Origin of the sequence: Bradyrhizobium sp. Mp19 (genome assembly GCF_029952935.1) — a bacterium.
Taxonomy (GTDB): Bacteria; Pseudomonadota; Alphaproteobacteria; order Rhizobiales; family Xanthobacteraceae; genus Bradyrhizobium; species Bradyrhizobium elkanii.
The window spans coordinates 55,172-79,956 of the sequence record NZ_JASAUT010000007.1; the positions used below are offsets into that span (position 1 = coordinate 55,172).

General features: G+C 64.9%; 21 protein-coding genes and 1 pseudogene. 11 read left to right on the top strand and 11 right to left on the bottom strand.

Features of this window, described 5'->3' with window-relative positions; genetic code table 11:
- Window positions 1-173: 173 nt before the first annotated feature.
- On the top strand, window positions 174-1,304 hold the full coding sequence (locus QJT82_RS11285; RefSeq protein ID WP_028339588.1) for a serine hydrolase: 1,131 nt from the start codon (window positions 174-176) through the stop codon (window positions 1,302-1,304).
- A gap of 131 nt (window positions 1,305-1,435) precedes the next feature.
- Window positions 1,436-1,750, top strand: coding sequence for a hypothetical protein (locus QJT82_RS11290; RefSeq protein ID WP_028339587.1), 315 nt, complete (start codon window positions 1,436-1,438; stop codon window positions 1,748-1,750).
- A 10-nt stretch (window positions 1,751-1,760) separates the two neighbouring features.
- On the opposite strand, the gene glgA is transcribed toward QJT82_RS11290, so the two are convergent.
- Both glgA and glgC read right to left on the bottom strand, forming a co-directional pair.
- On the bottom strand, window positions 1,761-3,215 hold the full coding sequence (gene glgA / locus QJT82_RS11295; RefSeq protein ID WP_028339586.1) for a glycogen synthase GlgA: 1,455 nt from the start codon (window positions 3,213-3,215) through the stop codon (window positions 1,761-1,763).
- Window positions 3,212-4,474: a glucose-1-phosphate adenylyltransferase gene (gene glgC / locus QJT82_RS11300; RefSeq protein ID WP_028339585.1), complete on the bottom strand. Its 1,263-nt coding sequence runs from the start codon at window positions 4,472-4,474 to the stop codon at window positions 3,212-3,214. Before glgC ends, glgA begins: the two co-directional genes overlap by 4 nt.
- Before the next feature lie 246 nt (window positions 4,475-4,720).
- Between glgC and QJT82_RS11305 the strand changes: the two genes are divergently transcribed.
- Window positions 4,721-5,953, top strand: a complete 1,233-nt coding sequence (locus QJT82_RS11305; RefSeq protein WP_028339584.1) for a rhodanese-like domain-containing protein — start codon at window positions 4,721-4,723, stop codon at window positions 5,951-5,953.
- 501 nt (window positions 5,954-6,454) lie between these two features.
- Here the strand turns inward: QJT82_RS11305 and QJT82_RS11310 are convergent.
- Window positions 6,455-7,522, bottom strand: a complete 1,068-nt coding sequence (locus tag QJT82_RS11310; protein ID WP_028339583.1) for a hypothetical protein — start codon at window positions 7,520-7,522, stop codon at window positions 6,455-6,457.
- Window positions 7,523-7,714: 192 nt separating this feature from the next.
- Between QJT82_RS11310 and QJT82_RS11315 the strand changes: the two genes are divergently transcribed.
- Window positions 7,715-7,918, top strand: coding sequence for a hypothetical protein (locus QJT82_RS11315; protein ID WP_155258385.1), 204 nt, complete (start codon window positions 7,715-7,717; stop codon window positions 7,916-7,918).
- A gap of 139 nt (window positions 7,919-8,057) precedes the next feature.
- Here the strand turns inward: QJT82_RS11315 and QJT82_RS11320 are convergent, their stop codons facing one another.
- Both QJT82_RS11320 and QJT82_RS11325 read right to left on the bottom strand, forming a co-directional pair.
- A complete protein-coding gene (locus tag QJT82_RS11320) occupies window positions 8,058-9,299 on the bottom strand; it encodes a serine hydrolase domain-containing protein (RefSeq protein ID WP_035631138.1) in 1,242 nt (413 codons plus the stop codon).
- Window positions 9,300-9,463: 164 nt separating this feature from the next.
- Window positions 9,464-10,840, bottom strand: coding sequence for a PLP-dependent aminotransferase family protein (locus QJT82_RS11325; protein ID WP_028339581.1), 1,377 nt, complete (start codon window positions 10,838-10,840; stop codon window positions 9,464-9,466).
- Window positions 10,841-10,884: 44 nt separating this feature from the next.
- On the opposite strand from QJT82_RS11325, the gene QJT82_RS11330 reads away from it, so the two are divergent.
- Entirely contained in the window at window positions 10,885-11,361 is a 477-nt protein-coding gene (locus QJT82_RS11330) for a DUF983 domain-containing protein (RefSeq protein WP_028339580.1), read from the top strand.
- A gap of 105 nt (window positions 11,362-11,466) precedes the next feature.
- Here QJT82_RS11330 and QJT82_RS11335 read toward each other — a convergent pair whose 3' ends face one another.
- Window positions 11,467-12,714, bottom strand: a complete 1,248-nt coding sequence (locus QJT82_RS11335; RefSeq protein ID WP_028339579.1) for a multidrug effflux MFS transporter — start codon at window positions 12,712-12,714, stop codon at window positions 11,467-11,469.
- A 281-nt stretch (window positions 12,715-12,995) separates the two neighbouring features.
- On the opposite strand from QJT82_RS11335, the gene QJT82_RS11340 reads away from it, so the two are divergent.
- Complete coding sequence (locus tag QJT82_RS11340) at window positions 12,996-14,330, top strand: MFS transporter (protein ID WP_028339578.1); 1,335 nt, start codon at window positions 12,996-12,998, stop codon at window positions 14,328-14,330.
- Between the two features lie 193 nt (window positions 14,331-14,523).
- Here QJT82_RS11340 and QJT82_RS11345 read toward each other — a convergent pair whose 3' ends face one another.
- The 5 genes from QJT82_RS11345 to QJT82_RS11365 form a co-directional block, all read right to left on the bottom strand.
- Complete coding sequence (locus QJT82_RS11345; protein ID WP_035631121.1) at window positions 14,524-15,474, bottom strand: YiiG family protein; 951 nt, start codon at window positions 15,472-15,474, stop codon at window positions 14,524-14,526.
- Window positions 15,475-15,653: 179 nt separating this feature from the next.
- On the bottom strand, window positions 15,654-16,289 hold the full coding sequence (locus tag QJT82_RS11350) for an aspartate/glutamate racemase family protein (protein WP_028339576.1): 636 nt from the start codon (window positions 16,287-16,289) through the stop codon (window positions 15,654-15,656).
- A gap of 235 nt (window positions 16,290-16,524) precedes the next feature.
- Window positions 16,525-17,535, bottom strand: coding sequence for an amino acid ABC transporter substrate-binding protein (locus QJT82_RS11355; protein WP_028339575.1), 1,011 nt, complete (start codon window positions 17,533-17,535; stop codon window positions 16,525-16,527).
- Window positions 17,536-17,623: 88 nt separating this feature from the next.
- A complete protein-coding gene (locus QJT82_RS11360; protein ID WP_028339574.1) occupies window positions 17,624-18,979 on the bottom strand; it encodes an aspartate aminotransferase family protein in 1,356 nt (451 codons plus the stop codon).
- Window positions 18,980-18,984: 5 nt separating this feature from the next.
- Window positions 18,985-19,860, bottom strand: coding sequence for a MurR/RpiR family transcriptional regulator (locus QJT82_RS11365; RefSeq protein ID WP_028339573.1), 876 nt, complete (start codon window positions 19,858-19,860; stop codon window positions 18,985-18,987).
- A 229-nt stretch (window positions 19,861-20,089) separates the two neighbouring features.
- Between QJT82_RS11365 and QJT82_RS11370 the strand changes: the two genes are divergently transcribed.
- The 5 genes and pseudogenes from QJT82_RS11370 (at window position 20,090) to QJT82_RS11390 (ending at window position 24,747) form a co-directional block, all read left to right on the top strand.
- Window positions 20,090-21,202, top strand: a complete 1,113-nt coding sequence (locus tag QJT82_RS11370) for an ABC transporter permease subunit (RefSeq protein WP_245288674.1) — start codon at window positions 20,090-20,092, stop codon at window positions 21,200-21,202.
- Window position 21,203: 1 nt separating this feature from the next.
- Window positions 21,204-22,325, top strand: a complete 1,122-nt coding sequence (locus tag QJT82_RS11375; protein WP_028339571.1) for an amino acid ABC transporter permease — start codon at window positions 21,204-21,206, stop codon at window positions 22,323-22,325.
- 250 nt (window positions 22,326-22,575) lie between these two features.
- Complete coding sequence (locus QJT82_RS11380; RefSeq protein ID WP_155258384.1) at window positions 22,576-23,502, top strand: hypothetical protein; 927 nt, start codon at window positions 22,576-22,578, stop codon at window positions 23,500-23,502.
- 32 nt (window positions 23,503-23,534) lie between these two features.
- Window positions 23,535-23,903 (top strand): annotated as a pseudogene (locus QJT82_RS11385) (amino acid ABC transporter permease); the annotation flags it as partial.
- 199 nt (window positions 23,904-24,102) lie between these two features.
- Window positions 24,103-24,747, top strand: a complete 645-nt coding sequence (locus tag QJT82_RS11390; protein WP_245288668.1) for a hypothetical protein — start codon at window positions 24,103-24,105, stop codon at window positions 24,745-24,747.
- Window positions 24,748-24,785: the final 38 nt, after the last annotated feature.

Consider the following 24,785-nt stretch of genomic DNA (forward strand, 5'->3'; position numbering starts at 1 on the left):
CGGAACAGCGATCGGGCCGCCCCGTCCCCAGCTGGGATGGTAACGGCGCAAGACGCGTAATCGTGAATTCGGACGCGTCGGTTCCATCGCTAGGATCGTGATGTCGCCATCTCTCGATGGTGAACAGACTCGCTCGCGGGTCACATCGCAACACCGTCCCGACTTCGTTCTTCATGAGACAATGGCTCACCGTCCGGATCGCGGCCGTCCTGCTCGTCGTCGCTGTTAGCGCGCTTGGGATGGCGCGCGCGGATTCCGACATGGACGCGCAGATCAGGGACATCGTCACGACGGAACTCGCGCCGACCGCGACTGCGGCCGACCCGGGCGGCCTCGCCGCGGCGGTCTATGCCGGCGGCCGGGTCACCTTCTTCAACTACGGTTTCGCTGACGCAGCCGCGAAGCGACCGGTCACCCCGGACACGCTGTTCAACCTCGCCTCGTTGCGCAAGCTGTTCGAGGCGACGCTGGTCGCGCTCGGCACGGAGCGCGGCGAATTGCGGCTGGACGATCCTGTCAACAAATATCTGCCCGAGTTGCACGGGGACTACGTCAGCCGCGTCACCATCGGCGAGCTCGTCAATCATACGTCAGGGCTGCTGCTGCCGACCGATCATCCGCCATGGCCGGTCGGGACCTTCAGCCGTGATCAGTTCATCGCGATGCTCAATGCATGGACGCCACCGGCAGGAGAGCAGCCGGGCAAGCAGCGCATCTACAGCCATGCCGGCTATGTTTTGCTGCAACTGGTATTGGAGCGGCGCTATGACATGCCGATCGCGACGTTGATCGGGAGCCGAATCCTCAAGCCGCTCGGCATGACGTCGACCTTCGTTCCGGACCGCAGCGGAGACGACCGCGTGGGGATGGCGCCCGAGATGATGCAGCGTGTGGTTCAGGGCTATTCCCACGACGGCACGGCGATCGGTCAGCCCGGCAATCAGCAGCGCTATTATGATTTTCCAGGCACCGGCCAGATGTTCTCAACAGCGCGCGATCTCGGCACATTGCTGGGCGCCTGCCTCGACGGCGCGGTGATCGATCCCGAATTGCGCGCGGCGTTGCAGATGACCGAGCGGGAGAGTTTTCGCGTCGACGAGAAGTTCGGCCAGGCGATGGCGTGGGAGCATGTGCGGCTGGACGGCGTCACCGTGATCGACAAGCCGGGCGGTCTCAATAACGCCTCAGCCTATGTCGGGCTGGTGCCTGCGCGCAGGCTCGGCATCGTGCTGCTCGCCAATCGCGGCGACTATCCGCACGAGATCGCGCGCTACAGGATTCTGCCGGCCCTCGCGCGACTTTAATCGCAGGACGTGCCGGTTCAATGACACGGCCTGCGCGGCAGGGCAGGGGATGCATGCAAAAATCGCGATGGCGCGGAACCGTGATCGGCTGTATAAGCCGATAGCTTCTTCTCCATTTTGAAGAGGCTGATATGACCGATCTGTATCCTGATTTGCACAATTGGCTTTCGCAACAGCCCCATGGGTTGCGAACCTTCAGGACCTTCCAGCAAAAACTCGAGATCCTCGGCAGGGACGACCCGGAGCAACGCGGCGTTTGCCGGTTGCTGAGCGGTCTCGTCGGCAATTACGTCGAAACTTTCGACGAGGAGCCGCTGCCCGTCGCGGTCGCCGACCGCGCCTATGGCCGGCTGCTCGATCTCGTCGCAAGCCTTGATCTCAAGGGAAATCCTGACCGGCGCCTGGCCGACATCAACCGCGTCGCGTCCTGCGATCTCCTGAATTGATCGCGGCGGTTTAGCGCCGCGTCGTCGCGAGCTCGCGATAGAGGGCGGCGTAGCGGCCGGCGCGATTGTGCCAGGACACATCGGTGGCCATGCCGGCTTGCTGCAGCCGGCGCCACGTCACCTTGTCGTTGAACAGCAGGTTTGCCTTGCGCAAGCCATGGGCAAGCGCATCCGAGGTCACGGGTGCGAACTTGACGCCGGTCGGCGCATCGCCGGTGATCGCGACGTCGTCGAAGTCGAGCACGGTGTCGGCAAGGCCGCCGACATTGGCGACAACAGGGACCGCGCCGTAGCGCAGCGCGCACAGCTGGGTGAGGCCGCACGGCTCGAAGCGCGACGGCACCGCGAGCGCGTCCGCGCCGGCCTGGATCAGATGCGCCAGCGCCTCGTCGTAGCCGATCACGACCGCGATCCGTCCGGGATTGTCGTGCGCCAGCGCGGCGTAGCGATCCTGCAGGTCGCGATCGCCGCTGCCGAGCAGCGCAAGCTGAATGCCTTCGCTAAGCAGCGTCGGGATGTTCTCCAGCAGCAGGTCGAGGCCCTTCTGCCATGACAGCCGGCTGATGATACCGAGCAGCATCGCATCCGGCATGGGATCGAGCCCGAAGCGCCGCTGCAGCGCCGCCTTGTTGGCAGCGCGCTCCGCCGGCTGCTCGGCGCTGAAGCGTGCCGCGATGTCGGGATCGGTCGCCGGATTCCACACCGATATGTCGATGCCGTTGAGGATGCCGCTCAGCACGTCGGCGCGTTCGCGCAAGAGGCCGCTGAGCCCCATGCCGCCCTCGTCGCTTTGAATCTCCCGCGCATAGGTCGGCGACACCGTGGTGATGCGGTCGGCGAATTGCAGGCCGGCCTTCAACAGGCTGATGGTGCCGTAATATTCGACGCCGTGCAGCGCGTAGGATTCGCCCGGCAGGCCGAACGCGGCAAGCATGTCCGGCGAGAACTGGCCTTGGTAGGCGAGGTTGTGCACGGTCATCACCGTGCCGGGGCGCGGTTGCCCGGCATAATGCAGGAGGGCAGGTGCGAGGCCCGCCTGCCAGTCATGCGCATGCACGATGTCGGGGACGAAGGATGTGATCGCGCCCTGGCCGATCTCCGCCGCCATCCGCGACAACGCGGCAAAGCGGATGCCGTTGTCCGGCCAGTCGCGTCCGTCCGGGCCGACATAGGGATTGCCGGGCCGCGCATAGAGATGCGGCGCGTCCAGCGCAAACAGATCGAGGCCGTCATGCGTGCCGCCGAGCACGCGGATCGGTCCGCCGTAGAATTCCGGCCAGTGCAGCAGCGTCTCCGCCGAAGCCAGCGCCTTGAGCACGTCGGGATAGCCGGGCACCAGCGTCCGCGTCGCGACGCCGTGCTGCTGCAGCGCGGCCGGCAGCGCGCCGACCACGTCGGCGAGGCCGCCGGTCTTGACGATCGGGTAGACTTCCGAAGCGACCGCGAGGACGCGCAGTTGCGTCATGTCTCGAGCCTGTCGATCATCGCCTGCGTGATCAGCGTAATCCCGTTCTCGGTGGTGCGGAAGCGCTTGCCGTCGAACTCGGGATCCTCGCCGACCACGAGCCCTTCCGGAATCCGCACCCCGCGATCGATCACGACGTTTCTGAGCCGCGCGCCGCGGCCGACATTCACATAGGGCATGATCACGGCATTCTCGATATTGGCGTAGGAATTGACGTGCACGCCGGTGAACAGCAGGGAGCGCCGCAGCGCCGCGCCCGAGATGATGCAGGCGCCCGAGACCAGCGAGGTCACCGCCTGGCCGCGCCGTCCGTCCTCGTCATGCACGAACTTGGCGGGCGGGGTGATCTCGGCATAGGTCCAGATTGGCCAGGTGCGGTCATAGAGATCGAGCTCCGGCACGACATCGGTGAGGTCGATGTTGGCGCCCCAATAGGCGTCGACGGTGCCGACGTCGCGCCAGTAGGAGCGCGGATCGTCGCCGGAGCGGACGCAGGAATCGTTGAACTGATGCGCCACGGCCCGGCCGTGCTTGACGATATAGGGGATGATGTCCCTGCCGAAATCGTGGTTGGAATTCGGATCGGCGGCATCGCGGCGCAATTCATCGTACAGGAATTGCGAGTCGAACACGTAGATGCCCATGCTGGCGAGCGACTTGTCGGGCTTGCCGGGCATCGGCGGCGGATCGACCGGCTTCTCGAGGAAGGACTGGATCAGGCCGGTCTCGTCGACATGCATGATGCCGAAGCCGCTGGATTCCGTGCGCGGCATTTCGAGGCAGCCGACCGTGACGTCGGCGCCGCTCTCGACATGCTGCTTCAGCATCACCTCGTAGTCCATCTTGTAGATGTGGTCGCCCGCGAGCACCAGAATGTATTTGGTGCCATGCGCCTCGAGGATGTCGATGTTCTGGTACACCGCATCCGCCGTGCCGAGATACCAGTTGGTCTCCGAGACGCGCTGGCTTGCGGGCAGGATATCGAAGCTCTCGTTTCGTTCCGGACGGAAGAAGTTCCAGCCGCCCTGCAGATGCCGGATCAGGCTGTGCGCCTTGTACTGGGTCGCCACCGCGATACGGCGAATGCCGGAATTCACCGCGTTGGAGAGCGCGAAGTCGATGATGCGCGACTTGCCGCCGAAATAAACGGCCGGCTTGGCGCGCCTGTCGGTGAGCTCCTGAAGTCTGCTGCCGCGTCCGCCGGCCAGCACATAGGCGAGCGCGTGACGCGACAAGGGTTCATTTCCGACTGATCTCATGGTCATCCTCCCAGAACTTCAGGCGCGGCCCCGCTGCCTTCTCTTGTCCGGAAGGCCTGATCGGGCGCCAACGGGGCCGATTGGGAACGTAGCAAGTGCACCCCGGTTGAGCAAAGCGGATGGCGAGCTTTCGTTCCCCGACCCCCGTCTCCCGGAGATCGGGGTTGCGGGCCGGTTAAAGCTATTGACGAGGCGCGATTTCGGCCTAGAGCAAGCCTGCCCGTTTCCTGCCGAGGCCAGCATTCCATGACACTTGTTTCCGTCACGCCCCAGACCATCCGCGCAACGCTGCTGCTGCGCCGGGAGATCGCGCTGCTCGACGTCAGGCATGAGGCGGAGTTCGCCACCGGCCATCCGCTGTTCGCCGCCAACATGGCGGCCGGCCGGATCGCGCTCGAAGCCGAGCTGCGACTGCCGCGCAAGGACGTGCCGATCGTCCTTTACGACAACGGCGAGGGGCTGGTCGTCGCCGCGGCCGACCAGTTGCGGGCGCTGGGCTATAGCGACGTTGCTGCGCTTGCGGGCGGCTTGCAGGGCTGGAAGGCGGCCGGTTACGAGGTGTTCGAGGACGTCAATTCCTACGCCAAGGCGTTTGGCGAGCTGGTCGAGTCGCGCAGGTACACGCCGTCGCTGAGCGCCGACGAGGTCGCCGCGCTGATCTCGGACAAGGCCAACATCGCGATCCTCGATGTCCGCCGCTTCGACGAATATGCCACCATGAACATCCCGGGCTCGGTCAGCGTGCCTGGCGCCGAGCTGGTGCTGCGCGCCGGCGGCGCGGCGCCGGATCCCGACACCACCATCATCGTCAACTGCGCCGGCCGCACCCGCTCGATCATCGGCACGCAGTCGCTGATCAATGCCGGACTGCCCAACAGGGTGCGGGCGCTGCGCAACGGCACGATCGGCTGGACGCTGGCGAAGCACGATCTCGAGCACGGCGCCGGCAAGCGCGGCGGCATCGGTCCGTTCGAGGGCGCAGGCGACAATGCGCGCGACGTCGCCTATCGCGCCGGCGTCCGTCACATCGGGATCGATGAACTCGCCGCGCTGGACGAGGACGCGCACCGTACGCTGTATCGCTTCGACGTGCGCGATGCCGAGGAATACACGGCCGGCCACCTTGCCGGCTTTCGCCACCATGCCGGCGGCCAGCTGGTGCAGGAAATCGACATGGCCGCGCCCGTGCGCGGCGCGCGCATCGTGCTGACCGACGACAAGAGCATCCGCGCCGACATGACGGCGTCCTGGCTGGCGCAGATGGGCTGGGAGGTCTATGTGCTCGACGGCGGCTATGACGGCAGGCTCGAAGTCGGATCGCCGCGCGTCGTGCCGCGGCCCGATCCCGCGCACCGCTACCGGCGGCCCTATGAAGGCACCGGCGTCGCGGAGCAGGCGATGCAAGCCTATCTCGACTGGGAGTACGGCCTCGTCGACCAGCTTCGCCGCGACGGCACGCACGGGTTCTATGTGATCTAGCGGATCAGTGATGACGGCGGTGCGACCGCATCGGTCGGTGCCGAGGCCGCAGGGGCACACTGCCAAAATATCGAAAACAACCCCATGCAAAGTAGCCGGCGCCGCCGGCGTTCGACACCGCAACTTGACTCGTCGGGCAAATCAGCGGTATTCTTCCATTATTCAGAAATCGTGCCGGCATGGTCGTCCCTGCGAAAGCAGGGACCCATAACCACAAATGCCAATTGCTGGGCGATGCTGGAACGACGAATTCCTTCAACAAGGTCCGCCGCGGAGTATGGGTCCCTGCTCCCGTGCGCAATTGCACACTAGGCAGGGACGACGTGTTGGAGGAGCCGCGGGCTCTCATCTCTCCGGTGCCATGCCCCGCACAGGCATCCAGTACGGCGCGGCCTTTAAGCACGAACGCCGTGAGGAGTCGGATCGCATCTGTCGATGCGACCCGACCTAACAGCCGGGGAGATACACCGAGTTTGCTGCGAAGCGTAACTCAGCCCGCCGCTATTTCGGCAGCGCGATCGGCGTCAGCTTGAACGGGCCGGGGTCCTTGCCCTTGTTGTCGCCGATCACGTAGGACAGCTTGCCCTCGGCGACCCAGCCGACATCACCGACCTGCGTCACCGAGACCGGTTCGGCGAGGCCATCCTTGATGGTGTCGATGGTGGCCTCGCTGCCCTTCACCGTGACCTTGTCGAGCTTGCCGTTGCCCTCGATCAGCAGGAAGCCGCCGCCATGGGCCCGCAGCGCGTCGGCGTGGTCGAGCGGCCGCGATGGCTTCAGCTCGGTCACGGCGCCGGCCTTGCCGTCCTTCACCTCGATCTTGAACAGCTTGGCCGGAATGAAGGTCGTGACGTAAAGATTGCCGTCGGCGCCGATCGCGATGCCGTCGAGCCCGACGCCGTCCTTGGCGGGCGCGAGCTGCGGATCGGTCGCGAACGTCGCCAGCGCCGTGCCGCCCGGCTTCAGGCTGTAGACGAACGGCGCAAAGGAATCGCTCACATAGGCGGTGCCGTCCGCACCGACCACGATGTCGTTGCAGAACGATTTCGGATCGCTCAAGGCAAAGCTGCCCTTCGGCGCGCCGCTCTTGAGATCGAAGGTTTTCAGCCAGGCGCCCTTAACGTCGCTTGGCCCCGCAACGCCCATCGCGCTGATGTCGTTGGAGCAGACATAGAGCGTGCCGCTCTTCTCGTCGGCGAGGACGCCGAGCGTCGAGCGGCTGTCGGCGGCGCCCGGCTTGACCAGTTGCTCGGCCTTGCCGCCCGAGATCTTCGTCACGCCGCCATGGTTGAAGCTGCCGACGTAAAGCGTTCCGTCGGAGGTCGAGGTCACGCTCTCCGGAAAGCTCTTGTCGGGAACGCCGACCGGAGCCGTTTCGGCACGCACTGCGCCGGCCGCACCGAGCGCGAGGATGATGGCCGCAGCGCTCGCTAGATACTTGGTTTGACGCGTTTTCTTCACGCGAACCTGTATCCGCTTCGCTCGAAAACGCTCCAGCGATGCGCGGCGGATCTTGAGCAGTTCTCCCGTTGCGCGCGGACGTCCCGCGTCGCCATTGTTTTTTATCATGATCGCGTATCCTCAATGAACCTGGTTGGACCAGGCAGGATTTTCTCGGCGATCGTCTCCGGTCGATGGTTGTTGTCTGCAGGGTTCCCGACCGGATTGTTCACCCGCCTGCCTTGTCGTCTCGATATATACGATAGTATATAGCGTGAGGGAAGCTGCGAGAGGGAAGCTGCGACGGCTGGAGAGCGCGTCATGGAACGAGAATTGACGTCGCACCACCAATGCGTGTGCTGCGGTGGCATTATCGAGGGGATCGTCGACGATGATGCGGTTGGCCTCGATGCACGGATTTGCTTGTTTACGGATGAGTGTGCGTTCGTCTGCAACGAATGCACCGCGAGCCTGATCGCGGCCGCAGCACGGCGCAGGCAGGAAACGGTTCGGCGGAAGACGTAAGGCGGGGAGGTTTCCGCGTCATTGCGAGGAGCTCGCGACAAAATTGCGAAGCAATTTTGCGCTGAAGCGACGAAGCAATCCATCTATCCCCATGCGGCGAGATGGATTGCTTCGCTGCGCTCGCAATGACGGTGGGATTTCAATCCGGGCTGAACGCGTCGTAGACCAGCTTGCGGAATGCCGGCGTGATGCGTTGGCGCTCGTTCTGGGTCTGCTCGAGCATGATGTAGATCATGTCGAGCTTCGGATCGACGCCGAAATAGGTGCCGCTGCCGCTGTCCCATTTCAACTCGCCGATCGAGCCGGGCGGTGGCGGCTTGGCAATGCCGGGATCGGTGCGCACGGCAATGCCGTAGCCGTAACCGAAGCCGTCGCCGGGGAAGTACCAGTAGTCGCGGCCGACGCCGGAGCCCGGCCCGATATGGTCCGTCGTCATGGCCTTGAAGGCTGCGGGGCTGAGATAGCGCTTGCCGTCGAGCTCGCCGCCATTGAGCAGCATCTGCGCGAAGCGCGCGTAGTCGAGGATGGTCGATACCAGGCCGCCGCCGCCGGATTCCCACTCCGGATGCGCGCGCCGGTCATTCTCTCCCTCGATCAGGATCGTGTCCGAGGGCAGCGGCTCCGCCAGCCGCGTCCGTTCGGTCTCGGCGTCGAGCACGTATGTGGTGTTGTTCATCCCCAGGGGATCGAAGATGCGCTGCTTCTCGAACTGATAGAGCGTCTTGCCCGAGACGATCTCGATCACCCTGCCGAGCACGTCGGTGGAATGACCGTAACGCCACAGCGTGCCGGGCTGCCGCGACAGCGGCAGCTTGGCCAGCCGCGCCGCGAATTCCTTGTTGTCGAACTTGCCGTTGAACAGATGGCCTGCGCGGTAGATCTTCTGTATCCAGTCGGCGCCGATATATTCGTAAGTGATGCCCGAAGTGTGGCGCATGATATCTTCAATGGTCACCGGCCGGATCGGCGGCACCAGCTCAACCTTGGCCGGATCGTTTCCACCATCCGGTTCGATGGCGACCTTCACGTCGGCGAAGGCCGGGATGTATTTCGACAGCGGATCCTGCGGCGACAATTTACCTTCGTCGACCAGCATCATCGCGGCGGTGTTGGTGATCGGCTTGGTCATCGAGTGCAGCGCGAACATCGTGTCCGGCCGCATCGGCGATTTGGTCGTGACGTCGCGATAGCCGAAGGTCTTCAGATAGACCGGCTTGCCGTGCTGCTGGATCAGGATGACTGCGCCCGGAATTTTTCCTGTCGCAACTTCGTTGTCAAAGAACGCGGTGATGCGTTCGAGTTTCTCCGGTGCCGGTGCAGGGGCATCGGAGGCGCGCGCCCCGCCTGATATGACAACTGCAAGACAACCGATCGCGGTCACTGCCCCGCGAAGCGTCAGCACAGCACGGTGGACTGCCCGATCATATCCGCACGACATTGAAAAGCTCGCCCCTGCCTGATGCCCTGAGCGCAGAGTTTTAACGGCGTGCGCCCCCGCGCACCATAATCATTTTGGAGCGAATTTATTCCCGGCGATCGCCGGAATTATACGATTTGGGTAGCGCCGACGGGCGTGCGCACCGCATTTGACAGCACCTGCAGCGCCTGGCTCAGCTCGGCGCGGTTGCGCGCGGCGCCCAGCGAGACGCGCAGGCCGCGCGGCGCGGCTTCGCCCGCCGCAAAGGCGTCTTCGCCGACCACGGCGAGGCCGTTGCGCATCAGATGCGACAACAGGTCCGTGCCGTCGAAATGCTTCGGCAGCGGCATCCAGAGATGGTGGCTCGCCGGCCGTGCCGCGTAAGTGACGCCCTTGAGGACGCGGGCCGCAAGCTGCTGGCGCGCGGCCGCCTCGTTGCGGATGGCGCGGATGATGTCGGCGGCGACGCCGGAGCGCAGCCATTGCGTGACCAGCGCGACCATCAGCGATGGCGGCATCTGCATGGTGGCCTGCATGCCGGCGCGCATGCGCTGCTCGGCGCTCGCATCGGGCGCCAGGAGATAGGCGACGCGCAAGGCCGGCGCGATGCATTTTGCGATGCTCGCGGCGAAGTAGGTGCGCTCCGGAATCAGGGTTGCGATCGGCGCCGCTTGTGGTTCGAGCGGCCCGTAGACGTCGTCCTCGATCAGGACGCAGCCGCGCTTGCTGATGATATCGGCGATCGCCCTGCGTCTGATCGCGCTCATCGTCGCCGTGGTCGGGTTTTGCTGTGTCGGCACCAGATAGACCGCCTTCGGCTTGTGCTTGCGGCAGGCCTCGTCGAGCGCTTCGGGCCGCGCGCCCTCGGCGTCCATCGCAACCCCGACCAGGCGGACATCGAGCCGCGCCGCCGCGGCCTTGATGCCGGGAAACGTCAACGCCTCCGTCACCACGACATCGCCCGGCGATGTCAGCGCCAGCAGCGCGTTGAAGATGATCGCCTGCGAACCCGGATAGATCACGATGCGGTCGGCCGAGGCCTGCGGCACGCGCGGCGCGAGCCACGCGGCGCCGGCCTCGCGCTCCTCAGTGGTGCCGCCGGGCCGCGCATAGCCGAGATAGGCGGAGAACCCGGCCTCGGAGCGGATGGTCGCAAGTCCCTGCGCGATGCGCAGGTCGAGATTGGCCTCGACCGGCTGCGGCGGCAGGTTCATCGACAGGTCGATGTTGACGGGCGCAGGCAGGTCGGAGGCGGCGCGCGCGGTGGTCTCCGAGACGAATGTACCCTGGCCGACACGGGCGTCGAGCAGTCCGCGCCGCCGCGCCTCGCCATAGGCCCGCGTCACCGTGGTCAGATCGATATCGAGCGCCGAGGCCAGCGCGCGATGGGTCGGCAGCCGCTGGCCGCGGACCAGCCGGCCGCTCGCGATGTCGGCGGCTAGCGCATCGACGATGCGCAGGAACATCGGGCCGTGCCATTCCGAAACTGTAGGGATCCAATCCATGCAATCTGACGCTTTGTCTTTGATTGTAGGTGCTATAATCCATATTGTATGGATCATCAGATCAGGTCAAGGACAACGGCCAAAGGAAAACGACGATGACCGAGACGGTTTCCCTGCCAAAGGCGATGTGGCGCGGCTTCACCATGAAGTGCCCGAACTGCGGGCGCGGCCATCTGTTCGGCCGCTTCCTCAAAGTCGCCGATCACTGTGAAGTCTGCAGCGAGGACTTCACCCCGCAGCGCGCGGACGATTTCCCGGCCTATCTCGTGATCGTCGTGGTCGGCCACGTCGTGGTGCCGGCGCTGCTGTGGCTCGAGATGAACTACGCGCCGCCGGCCTGGCTGCAACTTGCGATCTGGCTGCCGGTGACGTTGTTCAGCGCGCTCGCGCTGCTGCAGCCGACCAAGGGCGCGATCGTGGGCCTGCAGTGGCAGCTCGGGATGGAGGGATTTGCGGTAACGCGGCGTGCGGTGGCGCCCGCCCGGGCGCAAAGCAGCGTCGGACGGACTCGCGAAGCCTGACGCGATCTCAAAATCGTAGCCCGGATGGAGCGAAGCGCAATCCGGGGTTCGTGCCGCAGGCGATACCGTCCCGGATTTCGCTTCGCTTCATCCGGGCTACGACGATCAAATCGGATGATGATGCGGCCGGAACATCCGGCCCTTCTCCGTCACCAATACAACGGCGAGCGCGGCCAGCGTGCAGAGGAAGAAGCCGGTCGCGAACGGCAGCAAGGTGCCGTCGTAATCCTGGCCGATCGTGGTGCCGACGCCGATCCCAAGCAACGTCGTGATCGTGCCGTACAGCGACGAGGCGGTACCGGCGATCTTGCCCTGCGGCTCCATCGCGAGCGCGGTGAAATTCGCCATCATCAGCCCGAACGCGAACATCATCAGGCCCGACAGCACCATGAACAGCGGCAGCGACAGCGTGTCGGTCTTCACCGCCAGTAGCAGGGCGCCTGCGACGACGGCAAAGCCGGTCAGCGCGGCGTGCGAAATCACCCGCATGCCGATGCGGCCGACGATGCGCGAATTGAGGAATCCGGCGATCGCGACGCCGACCGCGCAGGCCGCGAACGCGACCGGGAAGTAGTGCCCGAGCTTGAAGATCTCGGTGAAGATCTGCTGCGAGGAGAACACGAAGGCAAACAGCGAGCCCTGCACGCCGCCGGCGGCAAGCGCATAGCCGAACGTCTGGCGGTTTGTGATGGTCTGACGGAACGCGGACAAGACCTCTGGAATCGCCAGCGACTTGCGCAGCTCTCTGGGCAGCGTCTCCGGCATCCGCATCGCGCTCCAGGCCAGTGCGATCACGCCGTAGATCATCAGCAGCACGAAGATGCCGCGCCAGTGCGTCAGCAGCATCACCGCCTGGCCGAATGACGGCGCGATCACGGGGACCGCGATGAACACCATCATCGCCAGCGACATCACGCTCGCCATCCGGCGTCCCGCGTAGCAGTCGCGCACGATCGAGGTCGCGATCACGCGGGTCGCCGCGGTGCCGAGCCCTTGCAGGGCGCGCGCCAGGAGTAGCGTCTCGAACGAGGGCGCCATGATCGCGAGCAGGCCGGCGATGGTGTAGACGGTCATGCCGCCGAGCAGCACCGGGCGGCGGCCGAAGCGGTCCGACAGCGGGCCCATCACGAACTGGCCGACGCCGAAGCCGACCAGGAAGATCGACAGCACCATCTGCGGGCGGTTGGCGTCGGCGATCTGGAACGCGGAGCGGATGTTCGGCAGCGCCGGCAGCATCATGTCCATCGCCAGCGGGTTCAGCGCCATGATCGAGGCGATGACGACGACGAATTCCGGGAAGCCCATCGGGCGGTGGCCTGAAGAAACCCAGGCATCGGCATTGATGTCAGACACTTAGCAACCTCTTGGGAATCCTCGCATCGTAGCGATCTTGCTGCGATGCACAATCGGCGTTTCGGGATGGCTGCCCGCCGGTCGCGGTCGAGGTAACGGGGTCGGGAACCGGGACCAAAAGCACAATTCGTCGAATATCGTTGCGTCTGCAACTATTTTTCTCGTGCCGCGCGGAAACCTCTGCTAATCCCGGGGCCAGCATCCGTGCGGGGCAGGCGCATCGCCGCCGACCACGCCCGCGCGGCCAAGAACAGGTTCAAGAACGGGTTTGGGGAGGCGACATGTCCATCGAATTGTCCGCGCGCTCGCGCGGCGCCGAACTGTCGGATGAGGAGCGCAAGGTCCTCACCGCAACGCTCGTCGGCACCACCATCGAGTGGTACGACTTCTTCGTCTACGCCCAGGCGGCGGGGCTGGTGTTCGGCGCGCTGTTCTTCGCGCCGATGAATGCGAACAATCCGCTGCTGGCGCAGATCGTGTCGTTCGCGACGCTCGGCCTGTCATTCCTGTTCCGCCCGTTAGGAGCCATCGTCTGCGGCCATCTCGGCGACCGCTTCGGGCGCAAGAACATGCTCGTCGTCACGCTGCTGTTGATGGGGGCGGCGACCGCGCTGGTCGGCCTGCTGCCGACCTACGCGCAGATCGGCGCCTGGGCGCCGTCGCTCCTCATTCTGCTGCGCATCCTGCAAGGCTTCTCGGCCGGCGGCGAGTGGGGCGGGGCGGCGCTGATGTCGGTGGAATCGGCTCCCGTCGACAAGCGCAGCTTCTTCGGCTCGTTCCCGCAGATCGGCACGCCGCTCGGCATGATCCTGGCGACCGGCGTGCTGTGGGTGCTCACCGCGACGCTTGGCAAGCAGGCGATGATCGAGTGGGGCTGGCGGATTCCGTTCCTGCTGTCGATCGTGCTGATCGTCGTCGGCATCGTGATCCGCCGCACGGTCGAAGAGTCTCCGGTGTTCAAAGCGATGCAGCGGCGGCACAAGGAATCCTCCGCGCCGCTCAAGGAGCTGATGCGCAATCATGCCAAGGAGATCCTGCGCACGGCCTTGATCTTCATGGCCAACAATGCGGCCGGCTACATCCTGATCGCGTTCATCATCAGCTACGGCGCCAACACGCTGAAGATGCCGTCCGAGCAGCTGCTGCTGATCGGCACGCTCGCGGCGGTAAGCTGGTTCATCTTCACGCTGCTCGGCGGCATCCTCGGCGACAAGATAGGCCGCGTGCGCTGCTTCCAGATCGGCTACACCCTGATGGTGCTGTGGGCGGTGCCGATGTGGTTCTTGATCGACAGCAAGAACCTCTTGCTGTTCTTCGTCAGTGCCGTCGGGCTCACCATTGCGCTCGGCCTGTCCTACGGCCCGCAGGCGGCGCTCTATGCCGAGCTGTTTCCAGCCAAGGTGCGCTATTCCGGCGTCTCGATCGGCTATGCGCTCGGCGCCATTTTCGGCGGCGCCTTCGCGCCGATGATCGCGCAGTGGATCATCGGCACCTACGGCCAGTCCTGGCGCGTCGGCGTCTACATCGCGGTGCTGTCGCTGATCTCGCTGATCACGGTGTCGACGATTAGGGATCCGCAGGGCGTCGATCTGAACGTGCACGACGCGGGGGCGTGAGCGGCCTGACGAAGATTGGCGGCTCCGTTATTGCGAGGAGCTCGCGACAAAATTGCGAAGCAATTTTGCGCTGAAGCGACGAAGCAATCCATTATCCGGATATGCGGAGCGATGGATTGCTTCGCTGCGCTCGCAACGACGGGAAGCATCGCCTGCCATTCCGGCACCGCACCGCAACGTCCGGCGCGGCCATTCAGATGCGGGCGCCGCGGTTGTAGCCGTCGACGAGCTGATTGTAGTCGCGCATCAGCCGCGCCGGCGATCCTTCCACCATCCAGCCGGCGCCGGCGTTGCTCAGCATCATCTTCTCACCGGAGCTGTAAGGCACCTTGTCGCGAACGCGGCGCATGAGCTGCTTCGCCGTGGTGAGGAATGATTTGGCGCTGCCGATGAACATCGAGCCGAGCTTGGCGTCGCCGTCCTTGCCCGAGGCCTCGTCCATCGCCTTCACCGTGGCCTCATACTCGTTGAGCGCCTGGGTTATCGCGTCGAGGTCGGGTTTATCGGCCTGCTGCGCGCGAAGCACGCGTTTGGCCTGGATCATAAGGGCCTCGACATAGTAGTGCGACTTGCGGCCTTCGCTGGCCTCGATCGCGGCCAGCTGCTCGGCGGCGCGCTTGTCATTGATGGCCTCGACGCCGGCGCGCAGCGCCGTGTCGGCGCCGGCAAACGCATCCCAGGCCGCGACCAGCCGCGGATGCAGCGCCTTGCCCTTGGCCATCTTGTCGTCCTTGTAGTTCTCCTGGGTGTAGTAATCGTCCGCCTCCTTCAACAGCGGCTCAAGCGTGGTGACGGCCGCAACATACGCGTTCGCGGCGGCTTCAAGCTCGGCGTCGTGCGGGTCCGCTGCATTGGCGGCCGCGACGCTCGTCTTGCAGTCGGACGTGTCGTAGATCGTGTAGGTTCCGTAGATGATCCGTTCCTTGCCGGTCGGACCGTTCTTGGCGGCCCAGGAAAAGTAACGTTCGCGGGATTCGTACGAGCGCGCCGAGAGACGGTTGATGCACCCGACATAGGCGTTCAGCTTGTGCGTCAGTTGCGCGGCGGAGGCGCTCGCCGATGATGCAGGCGGGGCCTGTTGGGCGGCGGCAGGTTCGAGGAAAGCAACGATGGCCGCAATCGCAAGGAAAGGGGTATTTCGCATCGGTAGTTTGCCCTCGTCTCGGCCGGAAGTTGGCCGCCTCAGCCTGGAAAGCTTATGTGACGGCAGAAGGAGACGTCACACGAGCCTCCGCCGAGGCCGCGAGGCACACTATCGATAGACTTGTTTGTCGGCTACGGGCCAAAAGCCACTACCGCCGAACCTGGCGATCATGGACGCGCCTACGCGATTCCGAGCATCGCCTTCAGCTTCTTGACCGCGCTGTCGGGCGTCGTGAGTACTTCGCGGCCGGTCGCTTCAGCGACGCGCTCGGCGGCCGGGGCCATGCTGTACTGGGCGAGCGCGATCAGATCGCAGTCGCGCAGCTCCTTGGACGCCTCGACCACGATGCGGTCATGCTCGGCGCGGTCGCCGCGGTCGAGCGCCGCCAGCGCGCCCTCGGCAAGCTTCGGCACCAGCGTGACCCGTGACGGGAATTCCGGCGGCATCGAGACCAGCGTCGGCGGAAAGGTCGAGAGCAGGCCGATCCGCTGGCCCTTCGCCACCGCCTGTTCGATCATCGCCTCGTTCGGCTTCAGCACCGGCATCGGCGCGTGCTCGCGCGCCACCGCCTCGATGCACGGCCCGAACGCCGAGCAGGTGAACAGAATGCCATTGGCGCCGGTGCCGACAGCATAGCGGCCCATGGTCAGAAACCGCTCGGTCATGCGCTCGTCAAGCTTGCCGTCGCGCGCGAGGTCCGCCGACAGGCTGTCGTCGAGCAGGTTCATCAGCCGCGCCTCCGGCCAATGTCGTGCGAATGATGCTTCGATCGGCACGATCGAGTGCTTCAGGGCGTGAATCAGGGTGATGCGCATGGGATTGTTGCCGCCTCTTCCTTTTTCTCCCTCTCCCCGCCCTTCGCGGGGAGAGGGGTGGGGTGAGGGGCTCTCTCCCCGCAATCAGGGCGAGGTCGGAGGCTATGAACCTATCAACCCCGTCATTGCGAGGAGCGATAGCGACGAAGCAATCCATCTCTCTACTTGTGGCGCGATGGATTGCTTCGCTTCGCTCGCAATGACGGGAGGGATAGATTCGAGATTTCTCAGGTCATCACTTGAACGGAATCGCGTACATCAACCCGCCCTTGCTCCAGGTGGCGTTGAGGCCGCGCTCGAGCTTCAGCGGGCTTGCCTTGCCGACATTGCGCTCGAAGATCTCGCCGTAATTGCCGCCGGACTTGATGGCGGCGACCAGCCATTTGTTGTCGAGCCCGAGGCGCGAGCCGAGATCGCCCGACGCGCCGAGCAGGCGCTGGATCGCCGGGACCTGCGACTTCGCCATCTCGTCGGCATTGGCCTGGGTGACGCCGAGCTCTTCGGCCTCGATCAGGCCGTAATGCAGCCAGGTGATGATGTCGCTCCAGACCTCGTCGCCGTTGCGCGTGAACGGACCGAGCGGCTCCTTGCTGATGGTCTGCGGCAGCACGACATAGTCATCGGCCTTCGGGGCTGCGGTCGCGACCGCGCCGGCGAGCGCGGAAGCATCCTGGGTCATGGCATCGCAGCGGCCGCCGAAGAAGGTCTGGTACATGGTGTCGACGCGGTCGAACACCAGCGGCTTCCAGTCGATGCCGTTGGCGCGGCCGTAGTCGCCGAGCGTCACTTCATGCGTGGTGCCCTGGGCGACGCACACGGTGGCGCCCTTGAGGTCCTTCAGCTCCTTCACGCCGAGGTCCTTCTTCACGACAAAGCCCTGACCGTCGTAGAAATTGACCGGTCCCTGCCGCAGCCCGAGCGTGGTGCCGCGCAGAAAGGTCTGCGTCGAGTTGCGGTAGAGCACGTCGATCTCGCCCGACTGCAGCGCGGTGAAGCGGTTCTGCGCGGTCAGCGCGACGTAGCGCACCTTGGCGGGATCGCCGAGCACGCCGGCGGCAAGCGCACGGCAATAGTCGACGTCGAGGCCCTTGAAGTTGCCTTGCGAGTCCGGCGCAGAGAAGCCGGCAAAGCCGGTCGAGACGCCGCACACCAGCGTGCCGCGCTGCTTGACGGTGTCGAGCGTCGCCGCGCTCGCGCCCGCGATGCCTGCGGCGAGAACGGTTAGAGTGATGATACCCCTCAGCATGTCTTCCTCCTCCTCCAAACGTTTGAGCATGACCCCTGCGCAAACGCTTCGCGTTTGTCGCGGGAAAACCGGTGCCCGTTTTTCCGGATCATGCTCCGTGACCAACATCCTTCAACGCGCCGTCGACCGCAGCGCCTAGCCGTTCGACGATCATGTCGATGTCGCCGGAAGTCGCGATATAGGGCGGGGCGAGCAGCACGTGATCGCCGCGCTGGCCGTCGGCGGTGCCGCCCGACGGATAGCAGCCGAGCCCGCCGGCGAAGGCCGCGGACTTGATCCGCTGATGCAGCTTCAGCTTGGGGTCGAACGGCTGCCGCGTCGCACGGTCGGCGACCAGCTCGATACCCCAGAACAGGCCGCGGCCGCGGATGTCGCCGACATGGCGGTGATTGCCGAACCGTTCGGTGAGCCGCTGCTCGAGCTGGCGGCCGCGCTCCTTGACCTGGTCGAGCAGCTTCTCCTCAGCGATCACCTTCTGCACTTCGAGCGCGGCGGCGCAGGCGAGCGGATGCGCCAGATAGGTGTGGCCGTGCTGGAACGCGCCGGAGCCGTTGCGCACCGTGTCGACGATCGTGCCGCTGGCAAGCATCGCGCCGATCGGCTGATAGCCGCCGCCGAGGCCCTTGGCGACCGCCTGAATGTCGGGCGAGATGCCCTCCTGTTCCCATGCGTGCAGTGTGCCGGTGCGGCCCATGCCGCACATCACCTCGTCGAGGATCAGGAGCGCGCCGTGGCGGTTGCAGATCTCGCGCACCGCCTTGAAGTAACCCTCAGGCGCAGGCACGCAGCCGGCGGTGGCGCCGACCACGGGCTCGGCGATGAACGCCGCGACCGTATCGGGGCCGAGCCGCTGGAATTCGGCCTCGAGCTCCGCGGCAAGCCGCGCCACGAACGCCGCCTCCGATTCATCGTCGCGCTTCTCGTGATAGGCGAAGGCCGGCGTGACATGGCTGAACGAGGGCGACAGCAGCGGCGCGTAGGGCTCGCGGCGCCAGGCATTGCCGCCGGCCGACAGCGCGCCGAGCGTATTGCCGTGATAGCTCTGGCGGCGCGCGATGAAGCGCGCGCGCTTCGGCTCGCCGCGCTCGATGAAATATTGCCGCGCCAGCTTGATCGAGGCCTCGATCGCCTCCGACCCGCCGCTGACGAAATAGACATAGCCGAGGCCGCCGGGCTCGTGGCCGACCAGCCGCTCGGCGAGCTCTTCCGCAGGCTCGGAGGAGAAGAAGCCGGTATGCGCATAGGCAATCTTCGAGGCCTGCTTGCCGATCGCGGCAAGGATCCGCGGATGCTGATGGCCGAGGCACGACACCGCGGCGCCGCCGGAGGAATCCAGAATGCGGTGGCCATCCTCCGCGATCAGCCAGACGCCGTCACCGCCAACCGCCTTCGGTGGGGTCTCGCGCAGGCTGCGATGCATCACGCGGCTCTTGTTGGCGGCCATGACACTCATCCTTTCTCGACAAAATATTGCGACATCTCGGCAAGCCGGCCCTCGGTCTCCTCCAGCTTGCGCTTTGCCCCGGCGCCGCCCAGCGTGAAAGCGACGGCGGCCAGCGACTGGGCGACCGCGATCGCGCCGGTGAGGCTCGGGAAGAAGCCGGGGGAGGAGGCGGCCTCGAACAGCAGCAGATGATCGGCGCCTTCGGCCATCGGAGCTGTGATGGTGTCGGCGATCGCAATCAGCGCGGCGCGCGCCTGATGCGCCGCGCGCGCCGTCTCGACGCTGACCAGGGTGTAGGGCGCAAAGCCGATCACGACCACGGCGTCGCCTGAGCGGAAGGCGCCGTGGTCGAGATCGAACGGGCCGGAGCCGCCGACCAATTGCACGGCATCGGGGCGGAACAGGCGAAGCTGATAGGTCAGCAGTTCCGCGACGCTGCGGCAGCTGCGAAACCCCGATATCCAGATCCGGTCAGCGGAGTGCAGCGCACGCGCGGCTTCCGCGATCGCGCTCGCTGAAATCCGCGCAAGGCCCGCGGCCTCGGCCTCCAACTTGTCGTGCACCAGTTTGACATCGGCATTCGGCCCGGCGCGGCGGCTCCTGGCGCGGCCGGAGAACGGCGAGCCCTGTGCCGGCCGGCGCGCCTCGGTGAGCGCGGCGCGCAATTCGTCCCAGCCGGAATAGCCGAGTGCCTTGGCAAGACGGGTAAATGAGGCAGGATCGGCGCCGGCGACCGAGGCGAGCTCGCGCATCGAGCGGGTGGTGGCGTCGTAATCATTGGCGGCGACGAACCGGCCGACCTCCTGCAAGCGCATCGGCAGCGACGGCAGTGCGCTGCACAATTCGTTCAGGGGCGATGGTTTCGGCTGAGCCTGGGCCATGAAACATATGTTGCACAAATATTAATTTGGTGCAACATATGACGCGCGCAGGATTTGAGGTTGACGCGTTTTCTTCACGCGAACCGGTATCCGCTTCGCCCGAAAACGCTCTTGCGCATGGCAGAAGATCGCTTCTCACTGGGGTCCTTGTGCTGTGACGACATCGACGCCGAAACGCCCTCCCGCCCGGCCCTGGCGGCTTTCGCTCAGCGATCCCCGCGTCGCAGGCCTGTTCTGGCAGATCCTGGTGGTCGCCATCGCGGTCGCCGTCGTCGCCTGGCTGTGGTCGAACGCGGTCCATAACCTCTCGGTGCGGCGCATCTCGACCGGCTTTGCCTTCCTCGGCCGCGAGGCCGGCATGCCGATCGCCGACAGCTGGATCGACTACACGCCGAAGAACACTTATCTGCGCGCGTTCATCGTCGGCGTCGTCAACACGCTGCGCGTCGCGGTCATCGGCATCGTGCTGGCGACCGTGATCGGCACGCTGGTCGGCATCGCGCGGCTGTCGTCGAACTGGCTGCTGGCGCGGCTCGCCGCGGTCTATGTCGAGGTGCTGCGCGACCTGCCGCTGCTGCTACAGCTGTTGTTCTGGTACGTGCTGATGCAGGGCCTGCCGGCGGCGCGCCAGGCGTGGAAGCCGGTCGACGGGGTCTATCTGTCCAACCGCGGCCTGGTGCTGCCGTCGGTGCCGCTGCATGAGGCCAATGGCTGGACGCTCGTTGCGCTGGTCGCCGGCGTGATCGTCTTCCTCATCGTCAGGCGCCGCCTGATCGCGCAGCAGATGCTCGATGGCAAGGCGCGGCCGGCCTGGCCCTACGCGCTCGGCCTCATCATCGCGCTGCCGGCGCTGGTGTCGTGGCTGCTGGGCGCGAGCTGGAGCGTCATGCTGCCCGAACTGCGCGGCTTCAACTTCGTCGGCGGGCTGACCCTGGCGCCGGAATATTTCGCGCTGCTGATCGCGCTCGTCACGTATACTTCGGCGTTCATCGCCGAGATCGTGCGCAGCGGCATCCAGGCGGTGCCGCGCGGCCAGTCGGACGCCGCCAAGGCGCTCGGGCTGAAGCGCAGCTTCGTGCTGCAGCACATCGTGCTGCCGCAGGCGCTGCGCGTCATCATCCCGCCGATGACCAGCCAGTACCTGAACCTGACCAAGAATTCCTCGCTCGCGGTCGCGGTCGGCTACCAGGACATCGTCTCGATCGCCAACACCACGCTGAACCAGACCGGGCAGGCGATCGAGTCGATCGCGCTGATCATGATGGTGTTCCTCACCATCAGCCTCGGCATCAGCCTGTTCATGAACTGGTACAACGCGCGGATCGCGCTGGTGGAGCGCTGACATGAGCTCGGTCGCACATCTCCCGCAGGATCCGCTGCCGATCGGCCGGCGCCGCGTGCAGCGCACGCTCGGCGGCCAGATCGTGGCCTGGCTGCGCGCCAACCTGTTCGCGTCCGTGACGTCGAGCATCATGACGCTGCTGTTGCTGTTCGTGCTCGCCAAGGCGTGCATCGGCCTCTGGCAATGGGGCATCGCCAACGCGATCTGGATCGTCTCCGGCAACGACACCAGCGCCTGCCGCGCGCTGCGCGGCGTCGGCGCCTGCTGGGCGGTGATCCCCGAGAAGTACCGCTTCATCCTGTTCGGCACCTATCCGTTCAGCGAGCAGTGGCGGCCGGCGCTCGCGGTCGTGATCTTCATCGCACTGTTCGTGGTCTCGAGCCGCCGCAGCTTCTGGCGCAAGGAGCTGTTCCTGGTGTGGGCCGCTTCCTTGATCGCGATCGGGTGCCTGATGTGGGGCGGCTTTCTCGGCATGTCCTTTGTCACGCAGGACCGCTGGGGCGGGCTGCCGGTGACGCTGATCCTCGCGACTTTCGGATTGGCGTTCGGCTTCCCGCTCGGAATTTTGGTGGCGCTCGGCCGCCGCTCGAAATTGCCGGCGATCCGCTCGCTCTGCGTGCTCTATGTCGAGCTGATCCGCGGCGTGCCGCTGATCAGCCTGTTGTTCATGGCGAGCGTCATGTTCCCGCTGTTCATGCCGGACGGCGTCAACATCGACAAATTGCTGCGCGCCCAGATCGCCTTCATCCTCTATGCCGGCGCCTACCTTGCGGAAGTTGTGCGCGGCGGCCTGCAGGCGGTGCCGCGCGGACAATATGAGGCCGCCGACGCGCTCGGGCTCTCCTACTGGGAGAAGAACGCGCTGATCGTGCTGCCGCAAGCGATCCGCCACGTCATCCCGCCGCTGGTCAACACCTTCATCGCCTTCTTCAAGGACACCAGCCTGGTGCTGATCATCGGCATCTTCGATCTCTTGACCACCGCCAAGACCGCGATCGTCGATCCGGCCTGGCAGGCCTTCAGCGTCGAAGTCTATGTGTTCGTCGGTGTGATCTACTTCGTGTTCTGCTTTGCGATGTCGCGCTACAGCCGCGGCCTCGAAGCGCAGCGCGCCCACGGCTGAGGCGGTGATCACGTTCGAGCGCGAAGCCTCGACCTCTATGCGTTTGTCTGGGTCGCATCGCATTTTCCTTCGTCGCATGGGACGTTTTGGAGCCTGCCGTGATGAATCGATCCGCTCTGCGCGGAACCTGAGATGCCCCATCCGGACAAGCTTGAGAAAGTGGAAAACATCTCCGTGAGCGCGTGAACCCCGGCAGCGGCAACTTGCACTCATGTGATGCGATCACGCCGCATATGAGGAGATCGATGCCATGGCGCCCCCGAAACGCTCGCCTCACCCGATCGAGCGACCGCCAAAGGGCATGCCCGTCCCACGCAATTGGGGATTGATGCAAGGCGGCATTCCCTACCGGCCGCACGGCCCCGTCCGACCGGGAGATACCCGGCCGCAGGAAGACTGGTACACCGTCGCCGAGAAGTTCAGTGTCGGAGTCAAGGAGCTGATCTATTTCAACTTCATGACCGACGACCCCGATGTCGTGAACTGGTACCTCAGCCACTATGTGGGATGCGTCAAGGTCAGCCCCAGCGGCAACAACTGGATGTTCAGCAATTCGGCCAATCCCGGCATCATCTACATCCCGCCCGTCGATCATGATCCGATCGATTTCGAGGCCGAGGATATCTGCGTCTGGACTCCAAATGATGCCAAGACGTTTCTGATGCGCCTGCTTGCGCTTGCGCAGGGCATGAAGGGCTACAAGGGGCAGCGTATCAAAAAGCTCGTGCAAGTGATCCTGAACGCTGGATATCCGGCGTGCCTGGACCTCTGGTACTACAACGATATGGTCATATCGGTGTATGTCGACATCAAGGAAGGCAACGCCAAGCGCCGCGAGATGATCAAGGCGACGCGCGGCGCGTTTCCGTTCAGTGGAGAGTCGGGTGTCTACGGGCAGCAGGGCAGCGAAGAGCGCCATCGCGGCATGTGGCAAATCCATCCGGTCAGAAGCCTGTTCACCGAATCTTGCGGCGCTTTCAATGCTCAGGCCATGAAGGACCGCTTGGAAAGCATCGACGAGGAAATGTACAGGGGCTGGCACGAGCTCGATATGGTATCCGCCAAGTCGAGCCAGGGCGGCGGCAGTGCCTTCGGAGAAATGGTCTGGGACTTTATCAACCATGTGAGGCTGTTGTCGGAAGACGAAAAGCACCTTTACTGGGCGTTTTCACAATAGCGGCCCATCGCTCGCCTGCCGCCACCTTCCATGCCGGCGCCTATCTTGCGGAAGTGGTGCGCGGCGGTCTGCAGGCGGTGCCGCGCGGACAATATGAGGCCGCCGACGCGCTCGGGCTGTCCTACTGGGAGAAGAACGCGCTGATCGTGCTGCCGCAGGCGATCCGCCACGTCATCCCGCCGCTGGTCAACACCTTCATCGCCTTCTTCAAGGACACCAGCCTGGTCCTGATCATCGGCATCTTCGATCTCTGGACCACCGCCAACACCGCGATCGTCGATCCGGCCTGGCGGGCCTTCAGCGTCGAGGTCTATGCATTCGTCGGCGTGATCTACTTCGTGTTCTGCTTTGCGATGTCGCGCTACAGCCGCGGCCTCGAGGCGCAGCGCACCTCCGGCTGAGCGATCCGGATTCTCCGTCGCTTGCCCTCACATGCTGCATCCTTCGGTGCCCGCCTGTTCGCATCCGCAGCCGTCTGCTTTGATTTTTGGAGCGGCCTGTTCTGGCCTTAACGATGCGGCAACCAAGACTTGGCCGATGGCAGGCTCAGGGCGCGGCTGGCACAGAGTGCACTAGGCGATGTTCCGCCCGTAACTTATCTTGAACGCCATTGGATTCGCGAGCGCGCGCGATGACAGAATCATTGTTCGCGTCGGCATCGTTCGAGCTGCCGTTGATTTGTTGATTTGGTGTGTGCCTGACAGGGCTTTACTTTTTGATTTTTGCCTTACGCCAATGGCCGAAGACAACGCCGTCTATCCGGAAAGCACCCGAAGCCAGGTCCACGATGCCCTGCAAGGCTTTTCGACCGATGAGCTTCGCCAACTCCTGGCGGAGATCGAGCAATTCCTGAGTGTTGAAGCTGTGCCTCGCCGACCGAGACTGCGACTGGCCGGAGGCACATACGTGAACGAGTATACCGCGCGCGCAAACATCGACCACTATCTGGATCTGCTGAAGCGCCCGGACGTTCCAACCAACACGAGATCGATGCTCAACAAGCGGCTGCTTGAGGAAGAAGACAAGCTCGGGCGCCGACTCGAGCAACTGGAGTTTGCCGAAAGCAGGGCCGCAGCCTGCCGGGATCGCGCGGATCGCCAGCGGCGTCTGGCGGAATCGTTTGCCCCTGGTTCGGCTGACCGTGAGCAGGCCGAAAGGCTGCTGGTCAATTTCGAGGCGCTTGCGCAGTTCGTGGAGGGCTTCTGTCGCCAGATGCGCCACACCGTGAACCATAGTCCGCTTTGAGCGAGACGCCGCCTCGGCTCCGCGGGCTCCTCATCATC

Excerpts from the sequence above, each read along its gene's own strand:
- QJT82_RS11285 (WP_028339588.1), top strand. The coding sequence starts at position 174 with ATGAGACAATGGCTCACCGTCCGGATCGCGGCCGTCCTGCTCGTCGTC.
- QJT82_RS11290 (WP_028339587.1), top strand. The coding sequence starts at position 1,436 with ATGACCGATCTGTATCCTGATTTGCACAATTGGCTTTCGCAACAGCCC.
- glgA (WP_028339586.1), bottom strand. The coding sequence starts at position 3,215 with ATGACGCAACTGCGCGTCCTCGCGGTCGCTTCGGAAGTCTACCCGATC.
- glgC (WP_028339585.1), bottom strand. The coding sequence starts at position 4,474 with ATGAGATCAGTCGGAAATGAACCCTTGTCGCGTCACGCGCTCGCCTAT.
- QJT82_RS11305 (WP_028339584.1), top strand. The coding sequence starts at position 4,721 with ATGACACTTGTTTCCGTCACGCCCCAGACCATCCGCGCAACGCTGCTG.
- QJT82_RS11310 (WP_028339583.1), bottom strand. The coding sequence starts at position 7,522 with ATGATAAAAAACAATGGCGACGCGGGACGTCCGCGCGCAACGGGAGAA.
- QJT82_RS11315 (WP_155258385.1), top strand. The coding sequence starts at position 7,715 with ATGGAACGAGAATTGACGTCGCACCACCAATGCGTGTGCTGCGGTGGC.
- QJT82_RS11325 (WP_028339581.1), bottom strand. The coding sequence starts at position 10,840 with ATGGATTGGATCCCTACAGTTTCGGAATGGCACGGCCCGATGTTCCTG.
- QJT82_RS11340 (WP_028339578.1), top strand. The coding sequence starts at position 12,996 with ATGTCCATCGAATTGTCCGCGCGCTCGCGCGGCGCCGAACTGTCGGAT.
- QJT82_RS11345 (WP_035631121.1), bottom strand. The coding sequence starts at position 15,474 with ATGCGAAATACCCCTTTCCTTGCGATTGCGGCCATCGTTGCTTTCCTC.
- QJT82_RS11350 (WP_028339576.1), bottom strand. The coding sequence starts at position 16,289 with ATGCGCATCACCCTGATTCACGCCCTGAAGCACTCGATCGTGCCGATC.
- QJT82_RS11355 (WP_028339575.1), bottom strand. The coding sequence starts at position 17,535 with ATGCTGAGGGGTATCATCACTCTAACCGTTCTCGCCGCAGGCATCGCG.
- QJT82_RS11360 (WP_028339574.1), bottom strand. The coding sequence starts at position 18,979 with ATGGCCGCCAACAAGAGCCGCGTGATGCATCGCAGCCTGCGCGAGACC.
- QJT82_RS11365 (WP_028339573.1), bottom strand. The coding sequence starts at position 19,860 with ATGGCCCAGGCTCAGCCGAAACCATCGCCCCTGAACGAATTGTGCAGC.
- QJT82_RS11375 (WP_028339571.1), top strand. The coding sequence starts at position 21,204 with ATGAGCTCGGTCGCACATCTCCCGCAGGATCCGCTGCCGATCGGCCGG.
- QJT82_RS11380 (WP_155258384.1), top strand. The coding sequence starts at position 22,576 with ATGGCGCCCCCGAAACGCTCGCCTCACCCGATCGAGCGACCGCCAAAG.